The organism is Embleya sp. NBC_00888 (assembly GCF_045207655.1).
Classification (GTDB): Bacteria; Actinomycetota; Actinomycetes; order Streptomycetales; family Streptomycetaceae; genus Embleya.
In genome coordinates, this window is sequence record NZ_CP108785.1 from 3,655,240 (window position 1) to 3,680,808 (window position 25,569).

At 71.1% G+C, this 25,569-nt stretch carries 23 protein-coding genes and 1 pseudogene; 6 read left to right on the forward strand and 18 right to left on the reverse strand.

Annotation, left to right across the window (positions count from 1 at the left end):
• Positions 1–46: 46 nt before the first annotated feature.
• Complete coding sequence (locus OG948_RS50300) at positions 47–466, forward strand: MarR family winged helix-turn-helix transcriptional regulator (protein WP_331771766.1); 420 nt, start codon at positions 47–49, stop codon at positions 464–466.
• A 39-nt stretch (positions 467–505) separates the two neighbouring features.
• Here the strand turns inward: OG948_RS50300 and OG948_RS50305 are convergent, their stop codons facing one another.
• The 13 genes and pseudogenes from OG948_RS50305 to OG948_RS50365 all read right to left on the reverse strand — a co-directional run bounded on the left by OG948_RS50305 (position 506) and on the right by OG948_RS50365 (position 15,576).
• Positions 506–1,987, reverse strand: a complete 1,482-nt coding sequence (locus OG948_RS50305; RefSeq protein ID WP_331771767.1) for a M1 family metallopeptidase — start codon at positions 1,985–1,987, stop codon at positions 506–508.
• An 83-nt stretch (positions 1,988–2,070) separates the two neighbouring features.
• A complete protein-coding gene (locus OG948_RS50310) occupies positions 2,071–2,589 on the reverse strand; it encodes a nucleoside 2-deoxyribosyltransferase (protein WP_331771768.1) in 519 nt (172 codons plus the stop codon).
• 109 nt (positions 2,590–2,698) lie between these two features.
• Positions 2,699–3,316, reverse strand: a complete 618-nt coding sequence (locus tag OG948_RS50315; RefSeq protein WP_331771769.1) for a class I SAM-dependent methyltransferase — start codon at positions 3,314–3,316, stop codon at positions 2,699–2,701.
• A gap of 43 nt (positions 3,317–3,359) precedes the next feature.
• Positions 3,360–5,243 (reverse strand): hypothetical protein, encoded by a 1,884-nt coding sequence (locus OG948_RS50320; protein ID WP_331771770.1) that lies wholly within the window; start codon positions 5,241–5,243, stop codon positions 3,360–3,362.
• 90 nt (positions 5,244–5,333) lie between these two features.
• Entirely contained in the window at positions 5,334–6,644 is a 1,311-nt protein-coding gene (locus OG948_RS50325; RefSeq protein WP_331771771.1) for an MFS transporter, read from the reverse strand.
• Positions 6,641–7,882: an ATP-dependent carboxylate-amine ligase gene (locus tag OG948_RS50330; protein ID WP_331771772.1), complete on the reverse strand. Its 1,242-nt coding sequence runs from the start codon at positions 7,880–7,882 to the stop codon at positions 6,641–6,643. The genes OG948_RS50325 and OG948_RS50330 overlap by 4 nt, the downstream gene beginning before the upstream one ends.
• Positions 7,879–9,057: a DegT/DnrJ/EryC1/StrS family aminotransferase gene (locus OG948_RS50335; protein ID WP_331771773.1), complete on the reverse strand. Its 1,179-nt coding sequence runs from the start codon at positions 9,055–9,057 to the stop codon at positions 7,879–7,881. Before OG948_RS50335 ends, OG948_RS50330 begins: the two co-directional genes overlap by 4 nt.
• Complete coding sequence (gene blsG / locus OG948_RS50340; protein WP_331771774.1) at positions 9,054–10,220, reverse strand: arginine 2,3-aminomutase; 1,167 nt, start codon at positions 10,218–10,220, stop codon at positions 9,054–9,056. The genes OG948_RS50335 and blsG overlap by 4 nt, the downstream gene beginning before the upstream one ends.
• Before the next feature lie 217 nt (positions 10,221–10,437).
• Positions 10,438–11,511 carry a CGA synthase-related protein gene (gene blsF, locus OG948_RS50345; protein WP_331771775.1) on the reverse strand — a complete coding sequence of 358 codons (1,074 nt, stop codon included), beginning with the start codon at positions 11,509–11,511 and terminating at the stop codon, positions 10,438–10,440.
• Positions 11,499–12,488 (reverse strand): cytosylglucuronate decarboxylase, encoded by a 990-nt coding sequence (gene blsE, locus OG948_RS50350; protein WP_331771776.1) that lies wholly within the window; start codon positions 12,486–12,488, stop codon positions 11,499–11,501. Before blsE ends, blsF begins: the two co-directional genes overlap by 13 nt.
• A gap of 92 nt (positions 12,489–12,580) precedes the next feature.
• On the reverse strand, positions 12,581–13,789 hold the full coding sequence (locus tag OG948_RS50355; RefSeq protein ID WP_331771777.1) for a hydroxymethylcytosylglucuronate/cytosylglucuronate synthase: 1,209 nt from the start codon (positions 13,787–13,789) through the stop codon (positions 12,581–12,583).
• Between the two features lie 208 nt (positions 13,790–13,997).
• Positions 13,998–14,940, reverse strand: a pseudogene (locus tag OG948_RS50360) (endonuclease/exonuclease/phosphatase family protein).
• A 216-nt stretch (positions 14,941–15,156) separates the two neighbouring features.
• On the reverse strand, positions 15,157–15,576 hold the full coding sequence (locus OG948_RS50365; RefSeq protein ID WP_331771778.1) for a MerR family transcriptional regulator: 420 nt from the start codon (positions 15,574–15,576) through the stop codon (positions 15,157–15,159).
• Positions 15,577–15,604: 28 nt separating this feature from the next.
• Here OG948_RS50365 and OG948_RS50370 point away from each other — a divergent pair, with 28 nt between their 5' ends.
• Together OG948_RS50370 and OG948_RS50375 are read left to right on the forward strand one after the other, a co-directional pair.
• Positions 15,605–16,420 (forward strand): methyltransferase domain-containing protein, encoded by an 816-nt coding sequence (locus OG948_RS50370; RefSeq protein ID WP_331771779.1) that lies wholly within the window; start codon positions 15,605–15,607, stop codon positions 16,418–16,420.
• Between the two features lie 44 nt (positions 16,421–16,464).
• On the forward strand, positions 16,465–16,977 hold the full coding sequence (locus tag OG948_RS50375; RefSeq protein WP_406300700.1) for an Imm15 family immunity protein: 513 nt from the start codon (positions 16,465–16,467) through the stop codon (positions 16,975–16,977).
• A gap of 171 nt (positions 16,978–17,148) precedes the next feature.
• Here the strand turns inward: OG948_RS50375 and OG948_RS50380 are convergent, their stop codons facing one another.
• The 4 genes from OG948_RS50380 to OG948_RS50395 all read right to left on the reverse strand — a co-directional run bounded on the left by OG948_RS50380 (position 17,149) and on the right by OG948_RS50395 (position 22,237).
• Positions 17,149–17,586, reverse strand: a complete 438-nt coding sequence (locus OG948_RS50380; protein WP_331771781.1) for a DUF6314 family protein — start codon at positions 17,584–17,586, stop codon at positions 17,149–17,151.
• A gap of 75 nt (positions 17,587–17,661) precedes the next feature.
• Positions 17,662–19,350, reverse strand: a complete 1,689-nt coding sequence (locus tag OG948_RS50385; protein WP_331771782.1) for a helix-turn-helix domain-containing protein — start codon at positions 19,348–19,350, stop codon at positions 17,662–17,664.
• A gap of 345 nt (positions 19,351–19,695) precedes the next feature.
• Positions 19,696–20,103, reverse strand: a complete 408-nt coding sequence (locus tag OG948_RS50390) for a VOC family protein (RefSeq protein WP_331771783.1) — start codon at positions 20,101–20,103, stop codon at positions 19,696–19,698.
• Between the two features lie 133 nt (positions 20,104–20,236).
• A complete protein-coding gene (locus OG948_RS50395) occupies positions 20,237–22,237 on the reverse strand; it encodes a hypothetical protein (RefSeq protein WP_331771784.1) in 2,001 nt (666 codons plus the stop codon).
• A gap of 308 nt (positions 22,238–22,545) precedes the next feature.
• Here OG948_RS50395 and OG948_RS50400 point away from each other — a divergent pair, with 308 nt between their 5' ends.
• Together OG948_RS50400 and OG948_RS50405 are read left to right on the forward strand one after the other, a co-directional pair.
• On the forward strand, positions 22,546–22,887 hold the full coding sequence (locus OG948_RS50400) for a hypothetical protein (protein ID WP_331771785.1): 342 nt from the start codon (positions 22,546–22,548) through the stop codon (positions 22,885–22,887).
• A 339-nt stretch (positions 22,888–23,226) separates the two neighbouring features.
• Positions 23,227–23,880, forward strand: coding sequence for a class I SAM-dependent methyltransferase (locus OG948_RS50405; protein ID WP_331771786.1), 654 nt, complete (start codon positions 23,227–23,229; stop codon positions 23,878–23,880).
• A gap of 68 nt (positions 23,881–23,948) precedes the next feature.
• On the opposite strand, the gene OG948_RS50410 is transcribed toward OG948_RS50405, so the two are convergent.
• Positions 23,949–25,085: a cation diffusion facilitator family transporter gene (locus tag OG948_RS50410; protein ID WP_331771787.1), complete on the reverse strand. Its 1,137-nt coding sequence runs from the start codon at positions 25,083–25,085 to the stop codon at positions 23,949–23,951.
• A 99-nt stretch (positions 25,086–25,184) separates the two neighbouring features.
• Between OG948_RS50410 and OG948_RS50415 the strand changes: the two genes are divergently transcribed.
• Complete coding sequence (locus tag OG948_RS50415; RefSeq protein WP_331771788.1) at positions 25,185–25,541, forward strand: metalloregulator ArsR/SmtB family transcription factor; 357 nt, start codon at positions 25,185–25,187, stop codon at positions 25,539–25,541.
• The last annotated feature ends 28 nt before the right edge of the window (positions 25,542–25,569 follow it).

The following is a 25,569-nucleotide window of genomic DNA, read 5'->3' on the forward strand; positions in this document are numbered from 1 at the left end:
CGTCGCCGCTCGACCCCGGCATCGCCGATTTACTCGGGAGCAGGACATGAAGCCCATCGGTTACTGGCTCAACCGCACCGACAAGGCCATCACCGCCGCCATGGACTCGATGGTGGCCGAGTTCGGCCTCACCCGCCTCGCGTGGCAGGTCCTCAACGTCGTCCAGGGCAACCCGCGGGCCACCGACACCGACGTGCGCACCGTGTTGGCCGCCAACGCCGACGTCACCGACCTGACTGCCGCGGTCGAGACGGTCCTGGCCGACGGCTGGGTCTGCCGCCCGGCACCGAGCCGGCTGGCCCTGACCGACGAAGGCCGCGCTCGGCTCGCGGAGGTCACCGAACGTGTCGGCGCCTTCCGCCAGTTGTCGACGGCCGGCATCACCGACGAGGACTATCGGATCGCGGTGAGCGTCCTCGAACGCATGACCCGCAACCTGGAGACCGGAGCGGAACACCGCGACTGACGAACCCGGTTCGTGCCGGGCCGGACGTGCGGGCCGCGTTCAACCGTCGATGCGGTGCCGTGTCCAGAACGGCGTCAGGTCGTGGGTGGTGGCCGCCTGGGCCGCGCGCTTGAACTCGGCCGTGGTGGAGATCCCGTACCAGTGGTCCGCGGCATAGCGGCGCAGCAGCGTCTCCATCGGGGCATCGCCGATCAGTCGCCGAAGCTCGTGCAGGGCGCACTTGCCGTAGTCGTAGACGACGGCCTCGTAGCGGGACGGATGATCGTCCCAGTACCGCATCGAGCCGGTGATCCGTTCCGTCGGCGCGGCCCAGGAGAAGCCGTCTCGGCAGCTGTCGCCGGTCCTGTCCAGGGCGAGGTCGGTGGCGTACTCGGAGAACGACTCGTCGAGCCAGGGATCGTTGTACTCGTCGTTGCCGACGATCCCGTACCACCACTGGTGCGCGATTTCGTGGACGAGTGCCGTGGACCGGACCCGGTCCAGGACGAAACCCGGGTACTCCATGCCGCTGAACCACAGATCGTCGTCCAGGACGACGTCCAGTTCGCCGTACGGGTAGGCACCGTAGCGCCCGGCGTGGGCGTTCACGCTCGTCAGTGCGACGTCGAGCATGGCCCGGGCGTCGGACGGGTCGATGCCGGCGTCCGCGTGGACGTTGATCCGGACCCCGCCGGCGGAGGTGCCGGAGACGCCGGTGAACGGCCCCGCGGCCCACGCGAAGTCACGCACCTTGCGCGCGGTCGCGGTGGTGACCGTACGACCGGGCGCGCCCGGGGACTCGACCGAGGCGCCGGTGGCGGGCACCCGGAGCCGCGCGGGATGGTCGAGGGTGACGTCGAAGTCCGCAGCGAGGGAGTAGAAGGACTCGCCGTGGTCGGTATAGGGGTCCAGATGCGGGCCCGCGGCGTCCCGAATCGCCAGCAGCGGCAACGCGTTGCCGAGTACGGTGTACTCGCCGTCGTGGCCGAACCGGTCGACGCGGTCCGGGACTTCGATCCGCAGATCGAAGGCGATCGAGGTGCGCTCGCCGCGGCCGAGCGGCTTGGGCAGGACGACCCGCAGGGCCGTGCAGTCGACGGACAGGGCCACCGGGGTGCCGCCGGTGACCTCGGAGACCGTGATCGGCGGCGCCGCACACGTGCCGTGCGCGTTGTCCCACAACCGCAGGTACACCTCGGGGAGCGGATCGGCCGAGGCGTTGGTGAAGCCCACCCGCTCGTGGCCGGTCCACACACGGCCCGTGGTGTCGGCGGCGAGGTCGACCGTGTACGAGGGCGCCGCGGGTGTGCGCACCCGGTCCGCAGGCGTCGACACCCGGTCCGCAGGCGTCGGCACCCGGTCCGCAGGCATCCACACCCTCTCCGCAGGCATCCGCCCCGCGTCCGCGGCCGGCGCCTCGTCGCGCACCGACGCGACGCCCACGCCGGAGCCGGGGCCGGAGCCGGAGCCCGCTCCGGAGCTCGCGCCGACCCCGCCGAGCAACACGGCGACGGCGGTGAGCACGGCCGTGGCGATTCTCATCGGATGATCCCCGTCGGGTCGGCGGCGTTCGAGGGGCAGGCGGCCGGGCGTGACCGGCCGCCTGCCGGTATGGGCGGCGCGGGTCAGCCCGTGCGGGTCGTCTCGCGGTGGCGGGACACCGCCCGGTGCAGTGCCAGGTCGAGTTCGGGCAGGGCTTCCGCGACGTCCGTGTACTCCACGTACTCCACGGTGGCCACCGTGTGCAGCCCCTGGACCAGGAACGTGTACTCCCGTCCCCGCTCCAGCATCAGCACGATGGGTTTGTCGAAGGCGCTGGCCCAACCCACCTCGATGTGGGTGCCCGGCGAGGCGGGGAAGCCCGGGAGCGCGACGAAGACGTCGGCCTTGCGGATCTCGTCCTGGTCCAGCCGGGTGCACTGGTCCGGTCGCATCAGCTCCGCACCCCACGCCTCGCGGCGGTGCGCGTTGTGGACGGCGAGCCCACGCGCCTCGAAGTGCTTGATCAGGATGTCGAAGGGGGCCCGTGCGTGCTCGGGCATCTCCCCCGTGGCCGGGTCCAAGAGTTGGATGAAGGGCCCGGCCAGGAACAGCGAAGCCACGTCGAGGCCGCACAGGTAGTCGGTAGAGGGGGCGGTGGTCATACGGCTGCCTCCGGATTGGGGCCGTGGGGATGGCGTGGGACGAGGTGCGACGCGGTGGCGCGCGCCGCCGGCCGCGGATGCCGGGCCGGCGGGCGGCACCGGCTCGTGGTCAGGTCTTGCGGAAACACTGGATGTAGGCCTGGCCGCTCGTGCCGTAGGTGTACTCGGTGGTGTCGTACGCCCGGTACGGGTGGGACTCGACCCGGATGCTCCGGAAGTGCGGCAGGTACTGCCAACGCAGTTCCGGCTTGGTGCTGAAGAAGGGGATGAACACCCCGCCGGGGCGCAACGCCCGGACGACCTCCGGCATGGTCTTGGCCCACAGGGCCTCGTTCTTCCAGACGTCCATGTCCAGGGCCGGGTCGAAGAACATCCCGTCGAGGCTCTCCGAGGGCAGTTCGAAGACCCGCTCGAAGAAGTCGCCGCGCTCGATGGCGAGATTGTCGGGCAGCGAAGGGTACCGGCTCCGGAAGAGGTCCTCGACCTCGCCGAAGAGTTCGAGCACGGTGTGGCTGCGGGTGGCCGGGTTGCCCGCGATCCGCAGTGCGGACAGCCCCAGGCCCAGGCCGACTTCGTAGAAGTCCCGGCCGTACTCGCACAACATGTCGGCGCTCGCCCACATCAGATCGCGCTCCCAGGCCTGCATCGCCTGCTCGCCGCCGATGTTCAGGGTCACTTCGCCATCGGTCTCGACGAGTTCGATCTCGGGCTTGGAACGGGTTTCCATCACATTCGTCCTTTGTTGTGGCGGGGTGGGGGTCGGGTTCGGCTCAGCTACGGCGCGGCACGACGCCGAAGTGCCGGCGGGCCGTGGAGACGGCGAGGTCCTGGACGGCGAAGACGGTGAAGTAGTACGCCTGTGGGGCGGTGTCGGCGGCGAAGCGCACCCGGAAGGCCACGTCCCGAGGCCGGTCGTGCCCGGCCCGGATCTTGACCACGCCCGGTTCCACCGTGGTGTCCTCGCGCAGGTAGGTGGGCACGAACAGCCCCAGCCGCACGGGTCCGGTACGGGTGACCGTGAGGGTGGCGCGCACCTCCAGCACGCCGCCCTGCTCGACCTCGTCGCAGGCGTAGGCCAGCAGGGAAGGGGCCTCGGGGACCCGGAAGGTGACGTCGCCGCAGCGCATGCAGACCGCGCAGATCGTGTCCGACACGTGCGGGAGCAGGCCCCGCCGGATGAACTCCTGGGCGGGACGGCCGCAATGGCAGGTCACCTCGCGCACCTGCGGGTCCAGCGAACTGCGGTCGCCGAAGTGCGCGGGGTAACTCATGATCTCGTTCTCGGGGTTCGCCGCGACCTGTTCGGTGATCACGTGGTCGAGCGACTGCAGGTCCGCCGTGAGCGAGGAACGGATCTCGTCGGGCGACTGGTCGGCGAGATGGGTCGGGCGGGACACCCACAGGTCCACCTTGCGCGCGAGCTTGACCAGCCTCGGGCGCAACGCGTGGTTGTGCGGCAGCAGTTCCGAGGTGAGCAGGGTGGTCAGGCGTCGTCCCACGGTCAGTACGAGCGGGTCGGGGCGGTGCTCGGCGGGGGGCCGTGGCGCGGGTGCGTCGCCCTGCGGGAGGCCGAAGCGCATGAACGCGGGGTAGGGGTGCGACCCGGCGAGGCTGGCGTTGAGGGTGTCCACGGAGTCCGCGCCGGACAGGGCCGCGCGCATCCACGCGACGTTCTCGGGCCGGTCGGAATCGTGCACCGAGACGGCGGAGACGACGGTGCGGGCCGGGCCGTCCAGGGCGTTGAGCAGCAGTTGGTACCTGGGGTCGTACAGCGCGAGATCGGCGAGCGGGCCGCTGTTGCAGGCGCTGAGCACCACCTCGACGGCCTCCACCCGGTTGAGCGGGACCAGTTTGTCCTCGGGCTTGTAGCAGGGCAGTCCGTACGCGCAGCGCGGGCCGAGCAGTCCCGCGCGGGCGGGGGCGGCGGGGTTCAGGCCGCAGATGGTGAACTCGCCGAGGTTGACGCTGTCGTCCTTGCCGTGGCCCTGGAACGCCACCCGGCGCCAGCGCGTGCCGAGGATCTCGGCCTGGATGTCGACGCGTTCGAAGTCGCGGTCGTCGAAGACCCGGACACCGTCCGGGTGCGGCGGCCGGTCGGTGTCGGTGAACAGTCCGATCGCGTCGACGCCGGTCGCCGCGGTCGCGTACTGCTTGGCCACGTTCCAGGCCACCGAGGCCGCGTCGCGTCCGCTCAGCAGGGTCAGTCCCGGCTCCCGGTCACGGTAGGTGGTCAGCAGCAACGCCCGGACCGGATCCAGGTTGAGCCGGTCGTAGCAGCCGACCATCAGCAGCGTCCCGGGGTGTCGACGCCGGAACTCGGCGGCGTCCGCCAGTTCCTCCTCGGCCACCCAGGTACGGGCGAGCGGGCGGGCGAGCGCCGGTACGCCGTCGGGTAGGTCCCGCGGGCCGAGCAGGACGCCGACGTCCAGCGGTCGCGGGAGTTCGACGCCGGCGTACAGGCGGGCGGCCAGGTCGACGGCGTGCGTCAGATCCGGGCGTCCCACGCCCGGCACGGGTACCGGAGTGCGCGCGGGCGCGGCGAGGAACCGCGCCACGGCCTCGGGCAGTTGCTCGAAGCCGACCACACCGAACAGCGCAGGGGCCGGGGTTGGATCCGAGCGGTCGTGTGCTTCGGTGACGACGGGGGCGTTCATGACGGGTGACCTCGCGTTCTGTGGGCTGACCCGGCCGGGAACGGGTCGACCGGGGTGGGGCAGACGGGCTTCACGCACCGCCGGCGGCGATCAGGTCGCGCACCGCGCGGGGGCGGCGGCATCGGGCGCCGGCAACCGGCGGCCCGCGAAGGCCAGTCCCGCTCCCGCCAGGGCCACGCCGAACGCGAGGGTGAACACGCCGCGTGGGCCGATCGGTTCGATCAGCAGACCGCCGACCTGCTGACCCACCGCGTCCCCCAGGACGGTGGCCAGCGACGCCCAGGTGAACGCCTGGGCCAGCAGACGCTTGTCCGCGAGCGCGCCGACCAGGGTCATCTCGGCCGCCGACACCAGGGCGATCGGTATGCTGCCGACGGCCAGGGCGACCGCCAGGGTCAGCGGGGATGTGCTCAGCACGGCCAGTCCCGTGCCGGCCGCGAAGGCCAGCACCAGGCGCGGGAAACGCACCCGCATCGGGACCCGCGAGGGGGCACGCCCCAACCACAGGGCGCCCACGGCGCTGCCGACGCCCCAGCACGCGTAGACCACACCCGTGCCGTCCGGTGATCCGTGGGCCGACACGAAGGCCGGGATGGCGAGCGTCATCAGTCCGATCGGGACGGCGCACGCGGTCATCACGCCCAGGAGCACCAGCATCGAGGGATCGCGCAGCGGGTGGCGCGGTATGCCCAGGGCGTCGGCGGTTTGCGGGCCGGTCGGGGCCGCGGCTTCGCTGCTCGCCGGCAGCCGGACACAGGCCAGGCCGAGGGCTCCCGCGCCGCCGACGACGGCGACCGTGGTCAGCGCCGCCCCGGCGGATCCGGACCACATCAGGGCCGCGAGCATCAGCGGCGCGCCGATGACCAGGACCTCGGTGAGCAGCGCCTCCCACAGATAGGCGGTCTCGCGTTCCTCGTCCGCGAGCGGCATGCGCGCCCACAACGAGCGCATGCACGCGTTCGTCGGCGGGAGCGCGACACCCGCGGCGACGGCCAGGACGGGCTGCGCCCACGAGCCCGGCCGGGTGGCCCACACCAGCGTCGCGAGCGCCGCCGGGTAGGCCAGGCCGGCGACCACCAGGACGCCTCGGCGGCCGCTGCGGTCGAGGTGACGGGCGATCAGCGGGCTGCCCAGGGCCATGCCGAGCGTGTACAGCGCGGCGATCAGGCCGGCCTGTGCGTAACTGCCGCCCTGTTCGCGGATGGTCAGCACCATGGCCAGGGACATCAGGTAGACGGGCAGCCTGGCCACGACGCTCCACCCGGCCGCCGGGGCGACCTGCGGGCGGGTGAGCAGGGCGCGGAAGCGCCCGAGCAGGCCGCCGGTCCCGGAGGGCGCCGCCGGTTCCGGTGGGCTCTGCGCGGACGCGGGTTCGCCCTCGCGGCGCGGACCGGCGGTCATCGGGCCACCGGATCGGGCTCGCGGGCCGGGGTCACTTCGATCGTGAAGGCGTCCAGGACGGCCCGCATGCGTTGTTCGACCCGCGCGATCGAGTCCCCGACGACATGGACGTGGCCCGAGGCGTTGTGCGAGGCCCGGCGGGCCGCCACCGTGTCGCCGACGCCGGTGCGTAGGACGGCCTCGACGACGCCCGGCAGGCGCAGGAGTTCGTCCGCCGAGGTGACGCGGCGCACGGTTCCCGATCCGGGCAGGGGCAACAGCAGGTCGCCCGCGCAGCGGCGTTCGCGGTAGTCCAGGCGCGGGCGGCGACCCAGGTAGACGTCCAGCGTGGCCGCGAACACGTCGAATCCGTAGGCGTGTCCGTGGTTGGCGGGGATCTCGCAGCCCGCCAACCGGATCCCGATCTCGCCCGCGAACACCCGCCCGTCGACCACGAAGAACTCCATGTGCGCGTACCCGTGGTCGATGTCCATGCCGGTGACGATGCGTTGGAGCAACTCGCGCAGGTCCACGGGAGGACCCTCGTCGGTGCCGACGCTGATGTTGGCGTTCATCGCGCCGTCCACGATGTCCAGCGGACGACAGGGCATCGCACTGGGCCAGGCGGTCAGCACCTCGCCGTCGTGGATGAGCGCGCACACCTCCCACTCGGTGCCGCCGAGATGCTCCTCGACCATGAAGTCCCGAATGTCGTAGTCGATCTCGGCCGCGGCGGTCGGTCCCGGGAGCAGATAGGTGTCCACGCAGGCGAACGAGTCCACCGGCTTGAGGACGAGCGGCCAGCCATGGCGCGCGGCGAACCGCTCCACCTCCGAGGCCGACCGCACCCGGGTGAACGCGGCAGTACGCAGGCCCAGTTCGCGGAACCGCTCCTTCATGGCGACCTTGTCGCGCACCCAGGCCACCTGGCGTTCGTCCAGATGGGGTAGCCCGACCAGGGCGGCGAAACGATGCGCGACGTGCTGGCGTGGTTCGGAGGGATTGCAGAAGCGGGTGGGTGGCTGCGGCAGTTCGGTCGCCCATTCCCGGTAGCGTTGCGCCTCCTCCGCCAGGGCCACTCCTTCGCGGACCCAGAACGCCGGCAGGTGCGCGGTCTCGCGCAGGTAGTCCTCGCTCAGGTCGCCGCGAAGTTCGGCGAAGCGCAGCAGCACCAGGTCCTCGCCCGGCGCCCGGGCCGCGTAGCGGGTGAACGAGGAGGCCCGGTCGTCCACCATCAGCAGCACGGGACGCGGGCTCACACCGCCTCCAGCACGCGCCGGATCGCCTTGACCGCGCCGACCTGTTCGGACTCGGGCAACTCCGGGGACAGCGGGACGCACAGGGTGCGGTCCAACCGGTCCCGGGTGCGTGCGAATCCGTCGTGGCTGAGCGCGAGCGAGCCTTCGGGGGCGTGGTTCCAGGGGAAGCCGTCGGCGTAGAGCGACCGCCGGCCGGTGAGCACCGGATGCTCGGGCAACAGGTACTTGTTCAGCGTCCAGTTGGCGATGCCCTCGGCGGTCAGCGCGGCCACGGCGGCGTCGCGCAGGGCGCGGTCGCGGCAGCGAAAGCGCAGACTGACCTTCACGTCACCGGCCGCGCGCGGCCGTACCTTCAGGTCCGCGCGGTCGGGGAGTTCGCGCATCGCGATGGCGTACATGCGCTCCAGCCCGTCGAGGAGTTCGCCGAGATGACGGAACTGTTGGCACTGGACCGCGGCGACCTGCTCGCTGGTGACGAAGTTCTCGCCGTAGTAGGCGTCCTCGTTCCAGGTGGGGTAGCGGCCGGGTACGCGCGCCGAGCCGTGGTCGTGATAGCAGCGCATCGTCGCCCACGCCTGCTCGTCGTTGGTGACCACCAGGCCGCCCTCACCCGAGGTGAGCACCTTGTTGTGGTGGAAGCTGAAGGTCCCCGCGTAGCCGGCGGTTCCCACCGCGCGTCCGTCCGGGAAGCGGGCGCCGAGCGACTGCGCGCAGTCCTCGATCACGTACCGCACGCCCTGGGGCAGCGGCGCCACCGTGCCCTCCATGTGGGCCACGATCACCCGCTCGGCGTCCGGCGGCAGCAGCGTGGGGTCCAAGGACAACGAGTCGTCGGTGTCGACCAGCACCGGGATCAGGCCGCAGGACAACACCGCGCCGGCCACGGCGACGAAGGTCACGGCGGGGATGTACACCCGGTCGCCGATGGACGGGCGGGTGGCGATCAGCGCGAGCCGCAGCGCCTCGGTGCAGTTGTGCACGGCCAACGCGTGGGCCGCGCCCAGGTGTCGGCAGGTCTCACGTTCCAACCGCGAGGCCATGCTCTCGGTTTCCGTCTGGTAGCGGAACAGCACCCGATGGTCGATCGCCTCGCGCAGTTCCGCCATGTCGGACCAGTCGAGGTAGTTCGCACCGTAGGGCAGGAAACGTTGTCCGAGACGCTTGTCCAGGGTCATCGTGCGTCCGCCTCCGTGATCGGGCATGCCGTGGTGTCGAGGAGCATCTCCTCGCCCCGGAAGTTGCGCAGGCGCAGGCCCTCCGGGGTGATCGTGAAGTACGGCTGCGCGATCGGGATCTTGCCGATCCTGGTGGTCAGCACGTACTGCGGCACGCCGAAGCCGGTGATGTGACCCTGCAGGCCCTCCATGATCTCCCAGCCCTTGGCCACGGAGGTCATGAAGTGCGAGACGCCGGTGACGTTGTCGCAGTGGTAGAGGTAGTACGGCCGCACCCGGATGCGCAGGAGGTCCGTCATCAGGGTGCGCATGGTGGCGACGTCGTCGTTGATGCCCCGCAGCAGCACGGTCTGGTTGCCCACCGGGATTCCGTGGCGCAACATGCGGTCCACCGCCGCGGTCGCCTCCGGGGTGATCTCCTTCGGGTGGTTGAAATGGGTGTTCACCCACACCGGGTGGTGGCGTGCGAGCATCGCGCACAGATCGTCGGTGATGCGTTGCGGCAACAACACCGGGAAACGGCTGCCGATCCGGATGATCTCCACGCTCGGGATCGCCCGCAGCCCCGAGATGATCTCCTCGAGCTTGCCGTCCTGATAGGAGAGCGGGTCCCCGCCGGTCAGCAACACGTCCCGGATCTCCGGGTGGTCGGCGATGTAGCGCAGATCCTCGTCGAACGACTCGCCCTCGTCGTCCCGGAAGTACGTGCCGGTGACGTCGGTGGTGTGGAACTTGCGGGTGCAGTGCCGGCAGTAGACCGGGCACGCCTCGGTGATCAGCATGATCACCCGGTCGGGGTACTTGTGCACGACACGATTGGTCTTGCGGTAGTACGTGTCGCCGACCGGGTCGACCTCCGCACCGGAGAACTCCGCCAACTCCCCGGCGGCGGGCACCGCTTGCTGCCGCACCGGACACAGGGGGTCGTCCGGATCCATCAGCGAGGCGTAGTACGGCGTGACGCTCCAGCGGTACTTGCCCGCCACCCCGGCGATCGCCTTCTCCTCGTCGGGGCTGAGGTTGATCCATTGTCGGGCCTTGTCGACGTTGGTGATGCGTCGCCGCATGTGCCAACGCCAGTCGTCCCAGTCCGTGTCGGGGACGCGGGGTCGCGCGATCTTGGGATCGACCGAGGTGGTGGCTTCGAGGGGCGTGGCGGACATGGCGGACTCCAGGGTTGACGGGCCTTCGGCGACGCGAGGCGTTCGGTCGGGGCGCACGTGGCTGCCGTGCCGGCGTCGTGGGGGCGGTGGGTGGGTCGCGGTGTCGCGGGCCGTTCGGAGGGGGCGTCCACGGCGAGATGTCTGCGCGGGATGCCTACGGCGAGATGTTCACGGCGTGCTGTTCACAGTGGGCTGTTGGCTGTTCACGGCGGGCTGTTCACAGTGGGGCGAGCGAGAGTTGGCGGAGCGTACGGGCGACGCGCTGCGCGCCACGCAGGTCGTCCAGGTCGGGGTCGAGCACGCTCCACAGCGCGGTGGCCTTCCGCTCGGGCGGTAGCCACATCGCGTCGTCCTCGGGATCGTCGGCGGGCGGAACCGGGACCAGGTGCCGTACGCACGCGGCCAGGTCGCGCTGGGTGTCGCCCAGCGCGGGCAGGAACACCAGGGGTGCGCGCCGCGCTTGGGCCAGCGCCAGGGCGCCCAGGGTCGGCGCGGCCAGGAACACCTCGGCCCCGGCGTGCAGCGCGTCCACGTCCACGTCGACCGCGCGGCTCACCCGTACCTCCCGGCGACCGGCAAGTCCCGCCAGCGCGGCGCGGATCGGCGTCAGCCGCGTGTCCCCGACCACGTCGCATCGGCCGGTGCGACGCAGCGCCTCCCGGACCAGCGCGGGCAGCGTCCCGGCGATGAACGTGTCCGCCTCGGCGTCCGGCACGTCCCACGCGGACAACAACAGCAGGGTTCCCGCGCGTTCGCGCTTGCGGGCGGAGCGGGCGGGGGCGAGCAGCCCGGTGGGGCGAACGCCGGTGGGGCGAAAGCCTGTCGACGCGGGTGCGGGGCCGGGCAGCCAGCCGGGCCGGTGGACGCGATGCAGCGCCCTGCCGGCGGCCCCGGTCGCCGCGCTCGACCCGCTTGCCCCGGTCGTGCCGCTCGTCCCGGTCGTGCCGCTCGTCCCGGTCACGCCGGTTGTTCCGGTCGTGCCCTCGTGACCCGAGGACAGATGCACCACCGGCACGCCCGATTCCAACAGCCGGTTCGTGGTGTCCTCGTCGTCGCAGACCAGCGCAACGTCCGGGAGTGGTTGCCCGGTCGGGTCGCGCACGGGTCGCAGGTCGCCGAGGTGGGCGGCGACGCGTCGCCGGGCGAGCAGCGAGTCCAGGTGGTCGTCGCGCGAGACCAGCAGGATTCGGCGAGCCGGCTCGGTGGGCCCGAGTTCGGACCCGTCGGTGGCTGTCCGTCGCGGGTCCGGCCGTCGTGTGTCCGGCCCCTCCCGGGGAGTCAGTACTGCCATGGGCTCACCGACCCCAGCCGGGCGACGTCGTCGCTGTAGCCGGCGGCCGTGGTGGAACAGCCGTTGCACACCAGGGGTCCGCGTTCGCGGTAGAAGTCGGCGTGCTCGCGGAACGCCGGTGTGTCCAGGCCGATCACGCCCGCCTGGCGCAGCGGCGCCCCGCCCGGGCCGTCCTCGCCCTCACGGTGCGGAATGCAACTGCACGCGTACATCCGCCCGTACTTGCCGTCGATGTAGATCACGTCGTCGGTGACGTGGCACTGTGGCAGCGACGCACGCGGGGTGACCGATTCGGCGAAGTAGCGTGCCTGTTCCTCCGGGTCGTCGCCGTAGAAGCGCTTGCCCATCGGCACCAGGGAGGAGTTCGGATCGGCGTCGTAGACGCGGTCGCACACCCGGCGCACGTCGTCGGGGTCGGGGTAGGTGATGCTGCGATCCAGCTTGAGCGCGGACAGTTCCCACTGTCGGACCCCGGCGCGGGTCAACACCTCCTGGAGCAGCGGCATTTCGGCGTAGTTGTGCGGCCCGACCACGGTGTTGACCCTGGGCAGGACCCCGAGGTCCGCGGCGGCGCGCAGCCCGCGCAGTCCGTTGTCGAACATGCCGGGGGAGCGGCGGTACACGTCGTGGGTCTCGGCGGACGCGCCGTCCAGGCTGACGATCACCTGGGCCAGGCCCGCCTCGGCGAGGCTCTCGGCCATCCTCGGCAACATCGAGCCGTTGGTGATCAGGGACATCCGCATTCCCGCGGCCGTGCCGGAGCGCACCAACTCGACCACGTCCGGATGCATGAGCGGTTCGCCGCCGGTGAACCGCACATAGGCCACGCCGGCGTCTCGGGCCTTCGGCAACAGGTCTTCGAAGTCCTCCCGGGAGAAGCGGAACGTGTCGCGCGACAGCGCGAAGTCGCACATGAAGCAGTCGGCGTTGCAGGCTTCCAGGATCCTGACGAAGAGATATCGGTGACGCTCACGCACAGGGGGACCCCTTCGGGCCGGTCGCGGGCAGGACGGGTCGAGGTGACGGCAGGGCGGGTCGAGGCGATGGTCAGGCTGGGTCGAGGCGATGATCAGGCGGGTCCGGGCGGGCCCGGCAGGATCGCGAGCAGGGCGTCGGCCACCTGGGCGGCTCCGTCGACACCGACGGTCGCGGTCAACGCGCCCCAGTCGGTGCCGTCGGCGGGGCCGCGCAGCGCGGTCAGGATGTCGTCGCGAAGTGCGACGGTCGTTCTCCGGCCGTCCGGGTCGGCGGCCACCGCGGCGATCGCCGCGTAGATCAGTTCCAAGGCGTGGTCCTCGCCGCGAGAGCGCAGCGACAGCGCCTCCTCCTCGGTGAACACCCCCTTGGGCCAGGCGATTCGGGTCTCGGCGCCGATCGCACGGCTGTGGAATCGTCCGTTGAAGATCTGGCTGAGGTTTTGCGGCGGCAGGCAGATGGTGGGCACGCGCAGCCGACCGGCTTCGAGCAGGGTGGTCAGGCCCGGGGAGGTGAGCAGGACGTCGCAGCCGGCCACCCGGTCCAGGAACTCGCCGTGCGCGAGCGCTCCCGTGCTCACGTGCGGGGGTGTGATCGACGCGTCCACGAGCTGCCCGGCGAGGTCCGCGGGCAGGTTCCCGGCCACGTGCACCTCGTGGATCCCGTACGCGGCGAGCGCCTCCAGGACGGCCGGAACCACGATGCGCGGGTAGGCCGTCCAGTCGGGGAGTCGAGGTGCGCGCAGACCGCCCAGACTGACCACAGCCGTGCGGTACGGGCCGGCGGCGGGTGTGCTCGGCTCGGCGACCGACGGTGCGCCGACGACGGCCTCCACCCAGCGCAGGGCCCGGACGGACGTCAGCACGTCCCGGCACTCGGGGGGAAGGTCGACGCACTTCTGCGCGCAGTAGGCCGTGGCGTCCAGCGGCAGCGCATCCCGGTCGCCCTCGGTCCACATGAAGGGCAGGCTGTCCACGAACACGGTGGGTACGCCGGACGCCTCCAGCGTCTTCGCGAGCGCGCCGTCCAGCACGACCACCGCGGCCGCCGCCCGTTCCGATCGGGCGATGGCGTCGATGGTGGCGGGTACGTCCTCCTCGGCGTCCGGCAGGTCGTACCAGCGGTCGATGGCGTGTTCGGACAACACGGGGCGGCCGAGTTCGGAGGCCAGGCCGACGAAGCGCAGCGGCTCGGTCGATCGTTCTCGTGCGGCAGACAGGATCGCGCCGAGTTTTCCCGTACTGCCCCAGCCGAATTCCACACCGGAGACGACCACGGTTCGTGCATTGGAATCGGTGCGCATTGAATCCGTCTCGACTTCCGGGCGGGCGAGTTGGCGGAATCAATATAGGTCGATATTCCGGATCCATGCAACCGGTTTGTCGGTCGTTGTCGAGGTGCGCGATGGATTCCGAAAACGCATTCAATTATTCGATGCGAAGGATTGTTTATACGACGAATAGCGTCGATGGGGATTTCCTGGAGCGGTTGTGTCGGCGGCGACCGCCCGGTCAGTAGGCGAGTCGGGCGAACACCGGTGCGTGGTCCGAGCCGGGCTTGCCTTGTCGTTCGGCGGGCCGGGCGCTCACCGATGGCAGCGGGTGGTCGGCTCCGGTACCGGCGGACTCGACGCGGGCGAGGAGGGCGTGACTGACCAGAATGTGGTCGATGAGTTCGCCCTGGCCCTCGAACACGCGCGAGAAGCGTTGGTCCTCGGGTATGCGCGGGGCGAGGTTCCACAGCCGGGAGGCGTCGCCCCGGTCGGGGTGGGTGAAGCCGGGTGTGCCCATCTGCGAGCCGGGCGGGCCGTACAGGATCTGGGTCGTGGCGGCGTGCGGCTGGTCGTTGAGATCGCCCATCAGCACGACGTCGTGGGTGCGGCCGTCGCCCGCGAGGAGTCGGTCGGCGAGGGCGCGCATGGTGGCCGCCTCGGCGCCGCGCCGGGACAGGGCGTAGGCGGCGTAGCGGGCGCGTTCGCCTTCGTCGCGCGGGGCATGGCGGTTGCCGGGGTAGGTGAGCAGCTTGGACTTGAGGTGGCAGACGGCCGCGGTCAGGGGTGGCCGGCCGCGGGTTCCGTGGTGACGGCGAGGCCGCCTCGGCCCATGCCGCTCGCCGGGGCGCCGGTGTCCTGGGTCTGCACGGGCGCGAACGGGGCGGGGAACGCGGTGACGTCGGCGACGGTGGTGAGCGGCGTACGGGAGATGAAGCCGACCCGGTGCCGCGCCTGTCCGGGTGGGCGGACAGCGCGGTGTGCCAACGGCCGGGCAACAGGCCGACCAGGTCGGCGAGTGCGTCCGGATTGCCGACCTCCTGGATGCCGAGCAGGTGGGGTTCGAGCCGGCCGATCGTGGACGCCGGCGCGGCCAACTTCGCCTGATGGGTCGCGTCGTCCTTGGGGCCATCCGGGTCGCCGGGGCGGAAGAGGTTCTCCAGATTCCACGTGCCGATGGTCACCCTCACGAGCTGCTCCCGACGGTGATGCCGAGGACCGGAGTTCCCAGTGTTTCGGCCCGTGCGGACCGCACGTAAGGCGCTCGGCGAAATTCACGCCCACGCCGCGGCGAACGCGCAGGTGGCGCCGCGCAATTGCGCGCAACCGAGGATGGGCCACCGATCACCGATCACCGATCACCGATCACGGTTCACCGATCACCCTTCATCGATCACCGTTCACGGGGACGGGCTCCCGGTATCGATCCGCTCGGCGAGCACGCGGCGGAAATGCGGGCACCGGGCGACATCCTCGTGGTCGCAGCCCAAGGCGCATTCGATGAGATCGAGTCTGGATCGGGCGGCGGCGATCGCGGAGCGCGCGGCCTCGGCTTCCCGGCGCAGGATTTCCCGGCGCGCCGCGGAGTCGGCCGTGGTCAGGGATCGGATGCCCGCCAGACTCAGGCCCGCTTCCTTGGCCCGCAGGATCACGGCGACACGGGTGAGGGCGTCGGTGCCGTATCGGCGCCGACCGGCCGTGTCGCGCGCCGGGCTGAGCAGACCCATCGTCTCCCAGTGGCGCAGGACGTGTGTGGGCAGACCGAAACGCCCCGCGACGGCGCCGATGCTCAGGGTCTCGTTCGACCCGCTTGACTTCATGCCGACATTAAGCCGGAGCCTTGAGGACATGTCCAAGGAACGGAACGAAGAACGCGCGACGCCTGCTCTCGTCGCCTTGCTCGACGCGGCCGAGGAGTTGTCGGGTGCCCGGCAACTGCGCAAGCGCGCCTACGAGTTGCTGGGTGCCGGGCCGGGATCGAGGGTGCTGGACGTGGGGTGTGGCGCGGGCCGCGCGGTCGACGAGTCGGTCCGGCGCGGCGTCGAGGTCGTCGGGGTGGATCCGGACGAGCGCATGATCGAGGTGGCGCGAAGTCGGTGGCCGGAGCGGGACTTCAGGCGTGCCGACGCGCGGCGGCTGCCGCTGCCGGACGCCTGTGTCGACGGGTACCTGGCGGACAAGGTGTTCCACGAACTGCGTGCGCCCGAGCAGGCGTTGGTGGAGGCCCGGCGCGTGTTGGCCCCGGGTGGGCGGATCGTGCTGGTCGGTCAGGACTGGGACGCCTTCGTGATCGACTCCGACGACCCGGCGCTCACCCGCACGATCGTGTGGGCGCGCGCCGACCCGATCGCCGGGCCGAGGAACGCGCGGCGCTATCGAAATCTGCTCCTGGACGCCGGATTCGGGGATGTCACGGTGGAGGCGCGGATGGAGATCTTCACCGATGCCCCGATGCTTCCCATGGTGGCGGGGCTCGCGGAGAAGGCCTGCGCGACCGGCGCGGTGACTCGCGTACGGCCCGACGCGTGGATTGCCGAGCAGCGCGAACGCGCCGAAGCCGACCGAATGTTCGTCGCCCTGCCGATGTTCGTGGCCGCAGGCACCGCGCCGCGTCGTGCCGGCAGCGATCCCATCGCCGCGTATCGAGGCGCGGGGCCTCGGTGACCGCTCGGCAACCGGGCCGGGCGCGACTCCCGTATTCTCGCCGGATGGAGGTCGATCCGAAGTACGCCGACGGATTCGCGCGTTTGATCCGGCAGGAACGGCTCGACGATTTCGACGGTTTCCTGCGACCGGTCGAACTCTTCGACGAGCCGCCGCTGTGGTCCCGCTACGATCGGTTGACCTTCCTGGACGGCCTGCCCGTCGAGGAGAAGAACCGCCTGCTCATTCGAGCCGCCGCGGCCCACCTGCCCCGGATCGTCGAGCACGGCCGCGGACACCATTTCGTCTGCATGTCGACCGTGCTGGGCTGGGACGAGTTCGACGAAGGCGGGCTGCTCCGGCCGGCCTTCTGGTATGCCGATCCGCGCACCCGGCCCGACCCCGCGGACCCGCGAGGCATCCTGGACTACCTCCGCTTCGCGCCGGTCACCAGCGACCGCGGCCGGTTCGTGGCGGAGGCCCTCGATCACGACCCGAACCTCCCGGTCACGGAGGACGAGGCGGGGGTGGACGCCGCGATTTGGCGGGTCTACGTGCGCCCTGCTGCCTGGCCGTGACCGCAACCGCCGGTGACTGAAAGGCACTTCGCGTGTCGCCTACGGTTCCGGTGAGGTGCCGGCGGGGGTCGGGGATCACCCGGTCACCGGATCGACGGTTCGCCGGTGCGAGGACATGCACTCGGTGTCGGCGTCGGCGGGAGCGGTCGGGCCCGGGCTCGGGTGTGTCGTTCAGGACACGGTGTGTATGCGTCGGTACACGGACGTCAGTGTCTGGGTCTTCGTGGGGCCCTCCACGCGCCACAGCAGGTGCCACTCGTCCTGCGACACGACGGTGAACTCACCGTCGTAGCGATCGGCGGCGCAGGGGTGTCGGGTATGCCATCGGCCGGTGCGCAGGTCGAGGTGGTGGAACGGTCGCCCGTCGGCGAAGAGCACGTCGACCGTGCCGTCGGCCCGTGGCACGAGGCGGTGGGTGCGGCTCGCCGGGTTGGCCGTCCCGGCCCAGACGAACTCGCCGGACTCCATTTCGAGCAGCTCGTCGTCGGTGCGGCGAAAGACCGCGGTCCCCACGAAGGTGCCCCGCGCGCCGGAGCGCTCGTCGGTCACGGCGCGGTCGATGGACCAGCGGCCGACGAGATAGGCGGCGGTGTCGGGAACGGGACGCATCCTCCCATGATGCCCGGGCCGGCCCGCTCGGATCACACCCGGTGTGCCGTGGGCCGGCCCGAGCGGCCGTCGGGGTCAGGTGTAGTCGATCAGGAGCGGTCGTTCCGTGACCCGCACGGTGTCCCGGGAGTCCACGCTGCGGGCGCTCCCGTCGAGCCGACGTACTCGTGTCGCTCCGGCGCCCACCCGGACGTCCGCGGTGCCGGTGTCGGTCCAGCGGATCCGGGCGCCGCGCGGGGTGCCGTGCTCGTCGGGGACGACGAACTCGCACTGCCACACGTTCTCCGGCAGGCCGATCTGGTCGCCGCTGCCGCAGGAGACGATTCGTGCGTGCGCGAGCCACTGTTGAAGGCGGTCGACGAACAGCCCGGCGCGGGTCGGCTGCCGGCCTTCGGCCTGGAGCACAAGCGGGATCTTGCCGTTGCCCCACGCATAGAAGTACATGCGTTCCAGCCCCCGATTGCGGGCGTACAGGCCCGTCAGGTAGAAGCGCACCGCGAAGTCCGCGGCGGTGTCCGGGTCCAGCGGGTCGTTCAGCGGCAACGATTGGGTGGTACCCGTATTCCACAGCGGCAGGTGGTAACCGGCCTGCTGGAAGGTCCGGTCCACGTCGTTCACGGCCGCCAACATGGTCTCCGGCGGGTCGGTGACCTGCCGCTGGTAGAGCTTGACCCCGGCGGCGTCGCAGTACTGGTAGCCACCCAGTTCGGCGAACCTCAGCAGGTAGTCGTGCGACTGCCGCTTCCACAGCTCGGTGATGGACGGGCACACCACGGTGGCGCTCGGGTCGTCCGCCCGGACGATCGCGCTCGCGCGGCGCGTCATCTCGACCAGGGTCTCCACGCTGCCGTTGTAGTGGTGTTCGTGGTTGGCCATCACCCATAGTTCGTACGCGTCGATCCGGTCGCCCGCATGTCGCACGAGGGACCGTACGAAGCCGTCCCAGTCCGCCAGGTCGTCCGGCGGCGCCGCTCGCGACCCGTCCGGGTAGGCGGCCTTGCGGGCCTCCGGTGCCGCCCAGGCCGGCGTACCGCCGAACACGAACAGCGCGGGCAGGCCCTGCTGTTGCGCGCCGTCCAGGAGTCGGTCGAGCGTGGACCAATCGAACTCGTCCCGCCGTGGCTGTACTTGCGCCCAGCGGGTCTCGCTGTCCCACAACCGCAAGGCGCCGACCCGGAACGACGGCATCGCCCCGCTCGAACTGTTCATCGTGACGCCGAAGAGCTGGGCGGGCACCGGTGACGGAGCCCGCGTCCAACTCGTGGCCTCGACGGGCACGCGCTCGGCCCGCCGCCCCTGCTCCTGCGGGGTGCTCGCGACGGCGGTGGCGAGTACGACGAGCACCACGCCCACCGCGGCCGCCACCCGCACCGCCGAGCGGCGCCGACGCGTCGGCGGGCGGCCTGCCGCCCGCGTGCCGGCCGGAGTCGCGGGGTCGGTCGGGACCTCGGGGTCGGTCGGCACATCGGGCTCGGCGACCACCGGGGCGGGAACCGGGTCTTGTCCCTGTCCGGTTGCCGCGTTCCAGCACTTGAGCAACGTGTTCAGGTCGTCCGGGCAGGCCCCGCACTCCTTGGCGATCCGGACGACGAGGGCGTAGTCCGGCGGCACCGACTTGCCTCGGCAGTACCGGTGCAGGGAGGAACTGCTCGTGAAGACCCGCCGCCCCAGGTCCTGATAGCTGAGACCACTGCGCCGCTTCAGCGCCGCCAATACGGCGGACAACTCGCGAACTGCTGCTGCCCTGTCCTGTTCCTCGTCCATGCGGCCCACCCCCGTGACGGCGCTCTCCATTTCCGCGTCAGTATGGCAAGCCCGTCCCAGCCCCGCCGCGATTGTGCAGGTCAGCCCTGGGATGCCCGTCCCATGCCGGGATGGGACGCGATCACCCTGGTCATCGGCCGTGCCGGGGACCACAGTTGATCCCGCCGCGCCGACGGGGGAGACCGGACGGGGGCCGTCGGCGGCGGCTTCAAGACCGCGCACCGCGAGACCGCGGGTATGCGAACGGCGCTCGTCGTCACCGGGCGCGACGGCGGGCCGTTCGTGTTGCGAGGTCGGCTCGCGAAGTCGGCTTGCGAAGTCGGATCGCGAAGTCGGCTCGCGGGGTCAACCCGCGAGGTCTGCTCGCGACGTCGCCCCGCGAACTCGGTCCTCGGTGAGGCAGAAGGGATGTCCGGCCGGGTCGATCAGGACTCGCCACTTGTCCGCGCCCGGTTGTTGTTCCGGCTTGGTCGCGCCCAACTCCAGGAGCAGAGCCTCGGCTTCGCCGAGATTCTCGACCGCGAAGTCGAGGTGGATCTGCTGCGGCACGCTCTGCTCGGGCCAGCGCGGCGGCTGGTAGTCGTCGACCCGTTGGAAGCCGATGAAGAGCCCGTCCGCACGAGTGAGCCCGGCGAAGTCACCGTCGGACCGGGGATGGAGCCCGAGCCCGGTGGCCTGCCGGTAGAACTCGGCCAGCGCCTCGGGATCGGCGCAGTCGAGGGTGATCGCCGTCAGCTTCATCTGTGAGGGCATGGCAACTCCGGGACAACGATGGGGCGGCGGTGGCTTCGAACCCGTGTGGCGTCACACCGTAGTGACCCACCGCATGCTCCGCGACCCGATTCGCGCCGCCGTCCGGGCCCGCCAAGATCCGCCGGGCGCGGCATCAGTCGTCGGTGTCGGCCGCGTGGAGCAGGGATCGCACCTTGCCGTCGTCGCCGAATCGGTATTGCAGCGCCCATTCGCAGAACTCGCGGGTCGTGTCGTCGGGGTGCGCGCGAAGCGCCTCCAGTAACTCCTCGGACGAATCCTTGGTCCCGGCGCGGCGGTCCTGGGCGGTGAAGGTCAACTGGTAGGCGAGTGCTCTGGCCACCGGATAGAACCGGGGGTCGCCCCTGGTGATGTCTCCGGTGGCAAGTTCCCGCATGGTCACGGCGGTTCCGGCGCGGACGGTCTTGAGGTTTCCGCGATCCCGCGCGCCGAAGCCGGCCCCGAAGCAATCCCCGATGGCGAACAGGACCGCGTGCATCTCGGTGATCTGGGCGTCCGTCGGCCCATTGGCGAGTTTGTCGTGGGCCTCCTTGCAGGCCTGGACCAGGATCTGCGCCACGGTGTTGTCCCGGCGCTGGAGGAATCCGATCGCGAACAGCGCCCGTACCCGCAGCCAGGACTGTTCCTTCTCGTGTTCGAGCACATGCTCCAGCGCGTGCACGACGGCGCCGCTCCACCCGCTCGCCATCAGCGTGTCGATCGCCTTTCGCCGTTGGACCACGGCATTTTGCAACAGGACATGCAGGAGGAGGGCCTTGGTCGGCTGCAGAATGCGTTCGGGGATCTCCTGGGAATCCAGCGAATCGGCCGCGCCCCGCACGACGCGAAACCAGGACTCGTCCCGGGGCTCGGGAGTCGGCCACACGTTGCACACCGGAGTCCCGGCATCGAGTACGGCCTCGAGGGTCGCCGCCGTCCAGCGCAGACCGCCCGCGTCCTGGCCGGTGCCCTGGTCCCGCAACCACGCCACCAGTTCGCGCAGTCGGGTCTCGACCTCGCCGACGCGGCGAGCCTGTGCGTCGTCCTCGCGGTGGAGGGGATTGTGCGCGAGGGTACGTTGCCACAATCCCAGCGCCGCCGTTCCGCGTTCCCGGGTCGTCGAACGGGGATCGGTCGCCCGGGTGAGCAGCAGGTCCCGTACCCAGTCGTCCTCGGGCGGCGACCACGGTTCGGGAATCGCGACGGCCAACTCCAGGTCCAACGAACGTCCCGGGCACACGCTCCTGCGCCGGAGCTCCTCGGCATCCTTGAGGAGCCGGATGACCCAACCCTTGAGATGCGAGGTGGAGCCGAGGTTGTCCTGGCACAGGTGGACCAGTTGGGTGAGCACCCGCCAGTGCCGAAAGCCCAGGGGCGACGTGCGCAGCCCGCCACCGATGAGGTCGCCGAGATCGGGATCGTAGGCGTACTTGGTGAGGCTGCCCAGCAACACCAGCGCGTCGATGTTGCGCGGAGTGGGCGGCGCGCCTCCGATCAACGCCAGCCGCTCGGCGATCGCATGGATCTTCTTCTTGTACTTCTGCCGCAGCTCCGAGGAGGAGCGCCTGGCGTGGTCGACGGGCATGAAGAGGGACAACAGCGCGGAGGCCTGGATCAGCACCGCGAATTCGGTGTCCGCGTCGTCCTGCAGGATCTCCCACGTCCAACCGGCCGGAAGGTGCGCGGGCAGACTGTCGTTGCGGGTGAGCCCGCGCAGCCGGATGCCGAGCGAGTTCAGGCCGCCCAGGGACTCGGTGTCGGGGGCCAGCGCCACCATCGCCCGGTCCAGGTTGCGCAGCCAGTCGCCCGTCAGCGCCACCGATTCCCGGGTGTTCGGCCGATTCGCGGCCTTCCCGTTCGAGTTCGACTTGGCGGTCGTGGTCGTGGTCGTGGTCGTGGTCGTGGTCGCGGCGCGCAGGCTGCCTGTCACCTTCGCCGGGGCACTGCCGGCCCCGCGCGCCACGGCGTTCTGCGAGATGCCGTATCGCTCGAGGCGGGCGAGCTGCGCCGCCAGCGCGTAGCGCATCAACTGCCCCACGTCGTCGATGTCGTCGACGCGATGTCGAATGCGGTCCTCGCCCGGCCTCGCGGCATCACGGTCGACGCCGCCGGCGGTCATACGCTCCCCGGGGTCCATTCCGGAACGTTAACAGCGCTGTTGAGGCCGCGTATCACACACGTGGAGATGCGTGCCCAGCCCGTTACGCGATCCCATCGAGAGCGTCCTGACCTGCACAAACGACTTCGTGCGGAGTGTCGCGGACAGCCCGAACACGCTTGTCGGGGCAGGTGGGGCCGACCACGATGAGGAATGCGAACGAAAGAGGTCCTCGGGATCCGAACAGGTCCCCGAGATCCGAGCGGACCTCGAGGACCCATCTCGAAGACGGGCTCGGCGCGATCTGCGGTCGCCCCGGGCCCGGCATAGTTGCCCAAGGAGCGCATATGCCTGAGATCTCCACCGCCGACGGTAACCCGAAGCCCGTTCCGGAGCCAGAGGTCCCCACGGTGCGCGACCGTCCCTCGGACGGCGCCCCGCAGTTCGACGTTTCCCGGTCGCAATGGCGCGATGCCGTCTACGGGTTCGCCTACGTCGGTATCGCCCAGACGACCCAGGCCGGGTTCGACCCGGACGGCATCGCCGTCGTCCTGCCCCTGTACGTGGTGTGCGTGGCGGCGGCCGGGCTCACGGAAGCCCTCGCCCGCCGACTCGCCCACCGCCTCACCCGCCGCGGCGTCACCGTCGCGCCGATCATCGTGTCGCGCCGGCACCGCACTCGTCGATGACCGCGTGCCCCTCGACCGCGGCCGGGCCCGGTCGAGGGGCGCTCATCGCCGTCGGCCGTGGAGTCGGGTGCCATCGGTGGGATGGGGTGCGATGGGTGCGATCGGTGTCATCGGTGCAATCGATGTAATCGCCGCGAATCCACTCGGGCTCGCGTGTCCGTCGATCCGTGTGCAGCCCGCGGGGCATGCCATCGCCCGGGGTACGAACCCGACGACTTCGGGTCCGTTGCCGGCGGTGGCCTTTCCTCTGCCGGCGGTGGCCTTCCTTCTCGGAAGGAGCTTCGGCCGATCGCGGTCGGCCCGGCCCAGGGTGTCGGTGGCGGTTGAGAGGATCGAGGGATGACCGACCCCCTCGCGATCACCGCCTATTGGGACGCCGCCGCTCCCGCCTTCGACGACGAGCCGGACCACGGTCTGCGCGCCGGCGAAACGCGTGCCGCGTGGTCGCGACTTCTGGCCGGGCTGCTGCCGGCCGGCCCGGTGGACGTGTTGGACGTGGGCTGTGGGACGGGGTCGCTCGCGCGGCTGCTCGCGGAGGCGGGCCATCGGGTCACGGGTGTGGATCTGTCGCCCCGGATGATCGAACGGGCTCGGGCCAAGTTGTCCGCCGGCGGCCTGTCGGCCCGATTCCTCGTGGGCGACGCCGCGGCGCCGCCCACCGGGGACGAGCGTTACGACGTGCTGGTGTCGCGCCACCTGTTGTGGACGTTGCCCGACCCGCACGCCGCGCTGCGGGAATGGGTGACCCGAGTCCGCCCGGGAGGCACCCTGCTGCTGATCGAGGGGCGTTGGCGTGAGGCCGGCCAGAGCGGGGTCCCGTACGTGGCCGGCGCCGAGACGTTGCCCTGGCACGGCGGCGTAGGAGCACACGACCTGTCCTGCGCCGTGCGCCCGCTCGTCGCGGACCTGCACGTCGAACCCCTGGACCAAGACCCCGTCCTGTGGGGGCGCGCGGTGACCGACGAGCGCTACGCCCTGGTCGCCCGGACCTGACCACAACCCGGACCCGGCCGTGCCCGCGCAGGGCCCCACCCTTCGACGCTCCCGGTGCACGCGGCCGATCAGGTCCGGGCATGGTGGGCCAAGGCCGCATGGGGATCGTTGCCGTCGGCGAGGGCTGCGGGATCGGTGTGGACCAAGGCGGCGTTCAGGCGGGGGAGGGCGTGCAGGAGGGCGTGTTCGGCGGCGACGGCCACGGTGTGGGCGTCGCGCAGGTTGAGGTCGGCGTCGACGACGACGGCCACCTCGGCGCGCAGGCGATGGCCGATCCAGCGCATCCGCAACTCTCCGATGTCGAGCACACCCGGCACCGCGCGCACCGTGGCCTCGGCGGTGTCGACCAGAGCCGGGTCCACGGCGTCCATCAGGCGCCGGAACACCTCCCGGGTGGCGTCCTTGAGGACGGCGAGGATCGCCAGGGTGATCAGCAGTCCCACGATCGGATCGGCCGGCGGCCACCCGAGCGCGGCACCGGCGGCGCCGAGCAGGACGGCCAGTGAGGTGAAGCCGTCGGTGCGCGCGTGCAGTCCGTCGGCGACCAGCGCGGCGGAGCCGATCCGGCGCCCGGTGCGGATGCGGAGGCGGGCCACCCACTCGTTCCCGACGAAGCCGATCAGCGCCGCGAGCGCGACCACGGGCAGGTGCGAGATCTCCCGGGGATTCAACAGGCGCTCGATCGCGGTCCACCCGGCGAACGCCGAGGAAGCGGCGATGGTGAGCAGGATGACGATCCCGGCGATGTCCTCGGCGCGGCCGTAGCCGTAGGTGAAGCGTCGGGTCGCCGCGCGCCGCCCGAGCAGGAACGCGATGCCCAGCGGCACCGCGGTCAGCGCGTCGGCGCCGTTGTGGACGGTGTCGCCCAGCAACGCGACCGATCCGGACATCAGCACCACGAAGGCCTGTAGGACGGTGGTCGCGCCCAGGACCATAAGGGAGATCCACAAGGTACGCATGCCGTCCGCGGAGGCCTCCAGGGTCGAGTCGACCCGATCGGACGCGTCGTGCGAGTGCGGGGAGAACGTGTGTGCCAAGGCATGGCGAAGCCGCGACCACCGCCCGCCGGCGTGGTCGTGGTCGGGAGCGAAGTCGCGCTCCTCGTGGCCGTGGCCGTGGCCGCGTTCGTGCGGGCCGTGCGGATGCCGGTGCGGATGGCCGTGGGGGTGGTGGTGTCCATGGTGGTGCGCGGCGTTCTCGGGCACGGTCGGTGTCCTCGGGGTCGGCGTTCGGCGCGGATCGGCGGCATTCGGTGAGGCGGGTCGGGCCGGTGGGCCACCGACCCCGCCATCAATTATGTGCGTATGAGCGCACGCATGCACCTATCAAGTGCGTACGATGCGCAGGTGCACGACGAAAGCGAGCGATACGCGGTAGCGGTGGAGGTCCTGACCCTGCTGGCCGACCGCACCCGACTGGCCCTGCTGCGACGCCTGGCCGAGAGCGAGGCCGACGTGGGCACGCTGACCGAGGCGTGCGGCGCGAGCCGTACCTCGGTCAGCCAACACCTGGCCCGGCTACGCCTGGCCGGCCTCGTCACCACCCGCAAGGAGGGTCGCCGCGTCGTGTACGCCGTGCCGCACGGCCACATCAACCGCCTGGTCGACGAGGCCCTGCGCGTCGCCGATCACCGCATCGGCGATCTCCCGCCGCACGACTGACCCCGGAGCCCACCGCCTCGAGGCGCCG

What these genes read in the sequence shown, in the direction of transcription:
- OG948_RS50310 (WP_331771768.1), bottom strand. Translation starts at nt 2,589, where the DNA reads ATGACCACCGCCCCCTCTACCGACTACCTGTGCGGCCTCGACGTGGCT.
- OG948_RS50315 (WP_331771769.1), bottom strand. Translation starts at nt 3,316, where the DNA reads ATGGAAACCCGTTCCAAGCCCGAGATCGAACTCGTCGAGACCGATGGC.
- OG948_RS50405 (WP_331771786.1), top strand. Translation starts at nt 23,227, where the DNA reads ATGACCGACCCCCTCGCGATCACCGCCTATTGGGACGCCGCCGCTCCC.
- blsF (WP_331771775.1), bottom strand. Translation starts at nt 11,511, where the DNA reads ATGGCAGTACTGACTCCCCGGGAGGGGCCGGACACACGACGGCCGGAC.
- OG948_RS50355 (WP_331771777.1), bottom strand. Translation starts at nt 13,789, where the DNA reads ATGCGCACCGATTCCAATGCACGAACCGTGGTCGTCTCCGGTGTGGAA.
- OG948_RS50395 (WP_331771784.1), bottom strand. Translation starts at nt 22,237, where the DNA reads ATGGACCCCGGGGAGCGTATGACCGCCGGCGGCGTCGACCGTGATGCC.
- blsG (WP_331771774.1), bottom strand. Translation starts at nt 10,220, where the DNA reads ATGTCCGCCACGCCCCTCGAAGCCACCACCTCGGTCGATCCCAAGATC.
- OG948_RS50365 (WP_331771778.1), bottom strand. Translation starts at nt 15,576, where the DNA reads ATGAAGTCAAGCGGGTCGAACGAGACCCTGAGCATCGGCGCCGTCGCG.
- OG948_RS50325 (WP_331771771.1), bottom strand. Translation starts at nt 6,644, where the DNA reads ATGACCGCCGGTCCGCGCCGCGAGGGCGAACCCGCGTCCGCGCAGAGC.
- OG948_RS50415 (WP_331771788.1), top strand. Translation starts at nt 25,185, where the DNA reads ATGAGCGCACGCATGCACCTATCAAGTGCGTACGATGCGCAGGTGCAC.
- OG948_RS50380 (WP_331771781.1), bottom strand. Translation starts at nt 17,586, where the DNA reads ATGCGTCCCGTTCCCGACACCGCCGCCTATCTCGTCGGCCGCTGGTCC.
- OG948_RS50385 (WP_331771782.1), bottom strand. Translation starts at nt 19,350, where the DNA reads ATGGACGAGGAACAGGACAGGGCAGCAGCAGTTCGCGAGTTGTCCGCC.
- OG948_RS50300 (WP_331771766.1), top strand. Translation starts at nt 47, where the DNA reads ATGAAGCCCATCGGTTACTGGCTCAACCGCACCGACAAGGCCATCACC.
- OG948_RS50335 (WP_331771773.1), bottom strand. Translation starts at nt 9,057, where the DNA reads ATGACCCTGGACAAGCGTCTCGGACAACGTTTCCTGCCCTACGGTGCG.
- OG948_RS50320 (WP_331771770.1), bottom strand. Translation starts at nt 5,243, where the DNA reads ATGAACGCCCCCGTCGTCACCGAAGCACACGACCGCTCGGATCCAACC.
- OG948_RS50375 (WP_406300700.1), top strand. Translation starts at nt 16,465, where the DNA reads ATGGAGGTCGATCCGAAGTACGCCGACGGATTCGCGCGTTTGATCCGG.
- OG948_RS50400 (WP_331771785.1), top strand. Translation starts at nt 22,546, where the DNA reads ATGCCTGAGATCTCCACCGCCGACGGTAACCCGAAGCCCGTTCCGGAG.
- OG948_RS50370 (WP_331771779.1), top strand. Translation starts at nt 15,605, where the DNA reads ATGTCCAAGGAACGGAACGAAGAACGCGCGACGCCTGCTCTCGTCGCC.
- OG948_RS50390 (WP_331771783.1), bottom strand. Translation starts at nt 20,103, where the DNA reads ATGCCCTCACAGATGAAGCTGACGGCGATCACCCTCGACTGCGCCGAT.
- OG948_RS50305 (WP_331771767.1), bottom strand. Translation starts at nt 1,987, where the DNA reads ATGAGAATCGCCACGGCCGTGCTCACCGCCGTCGCCGTGTTGCTCGGC.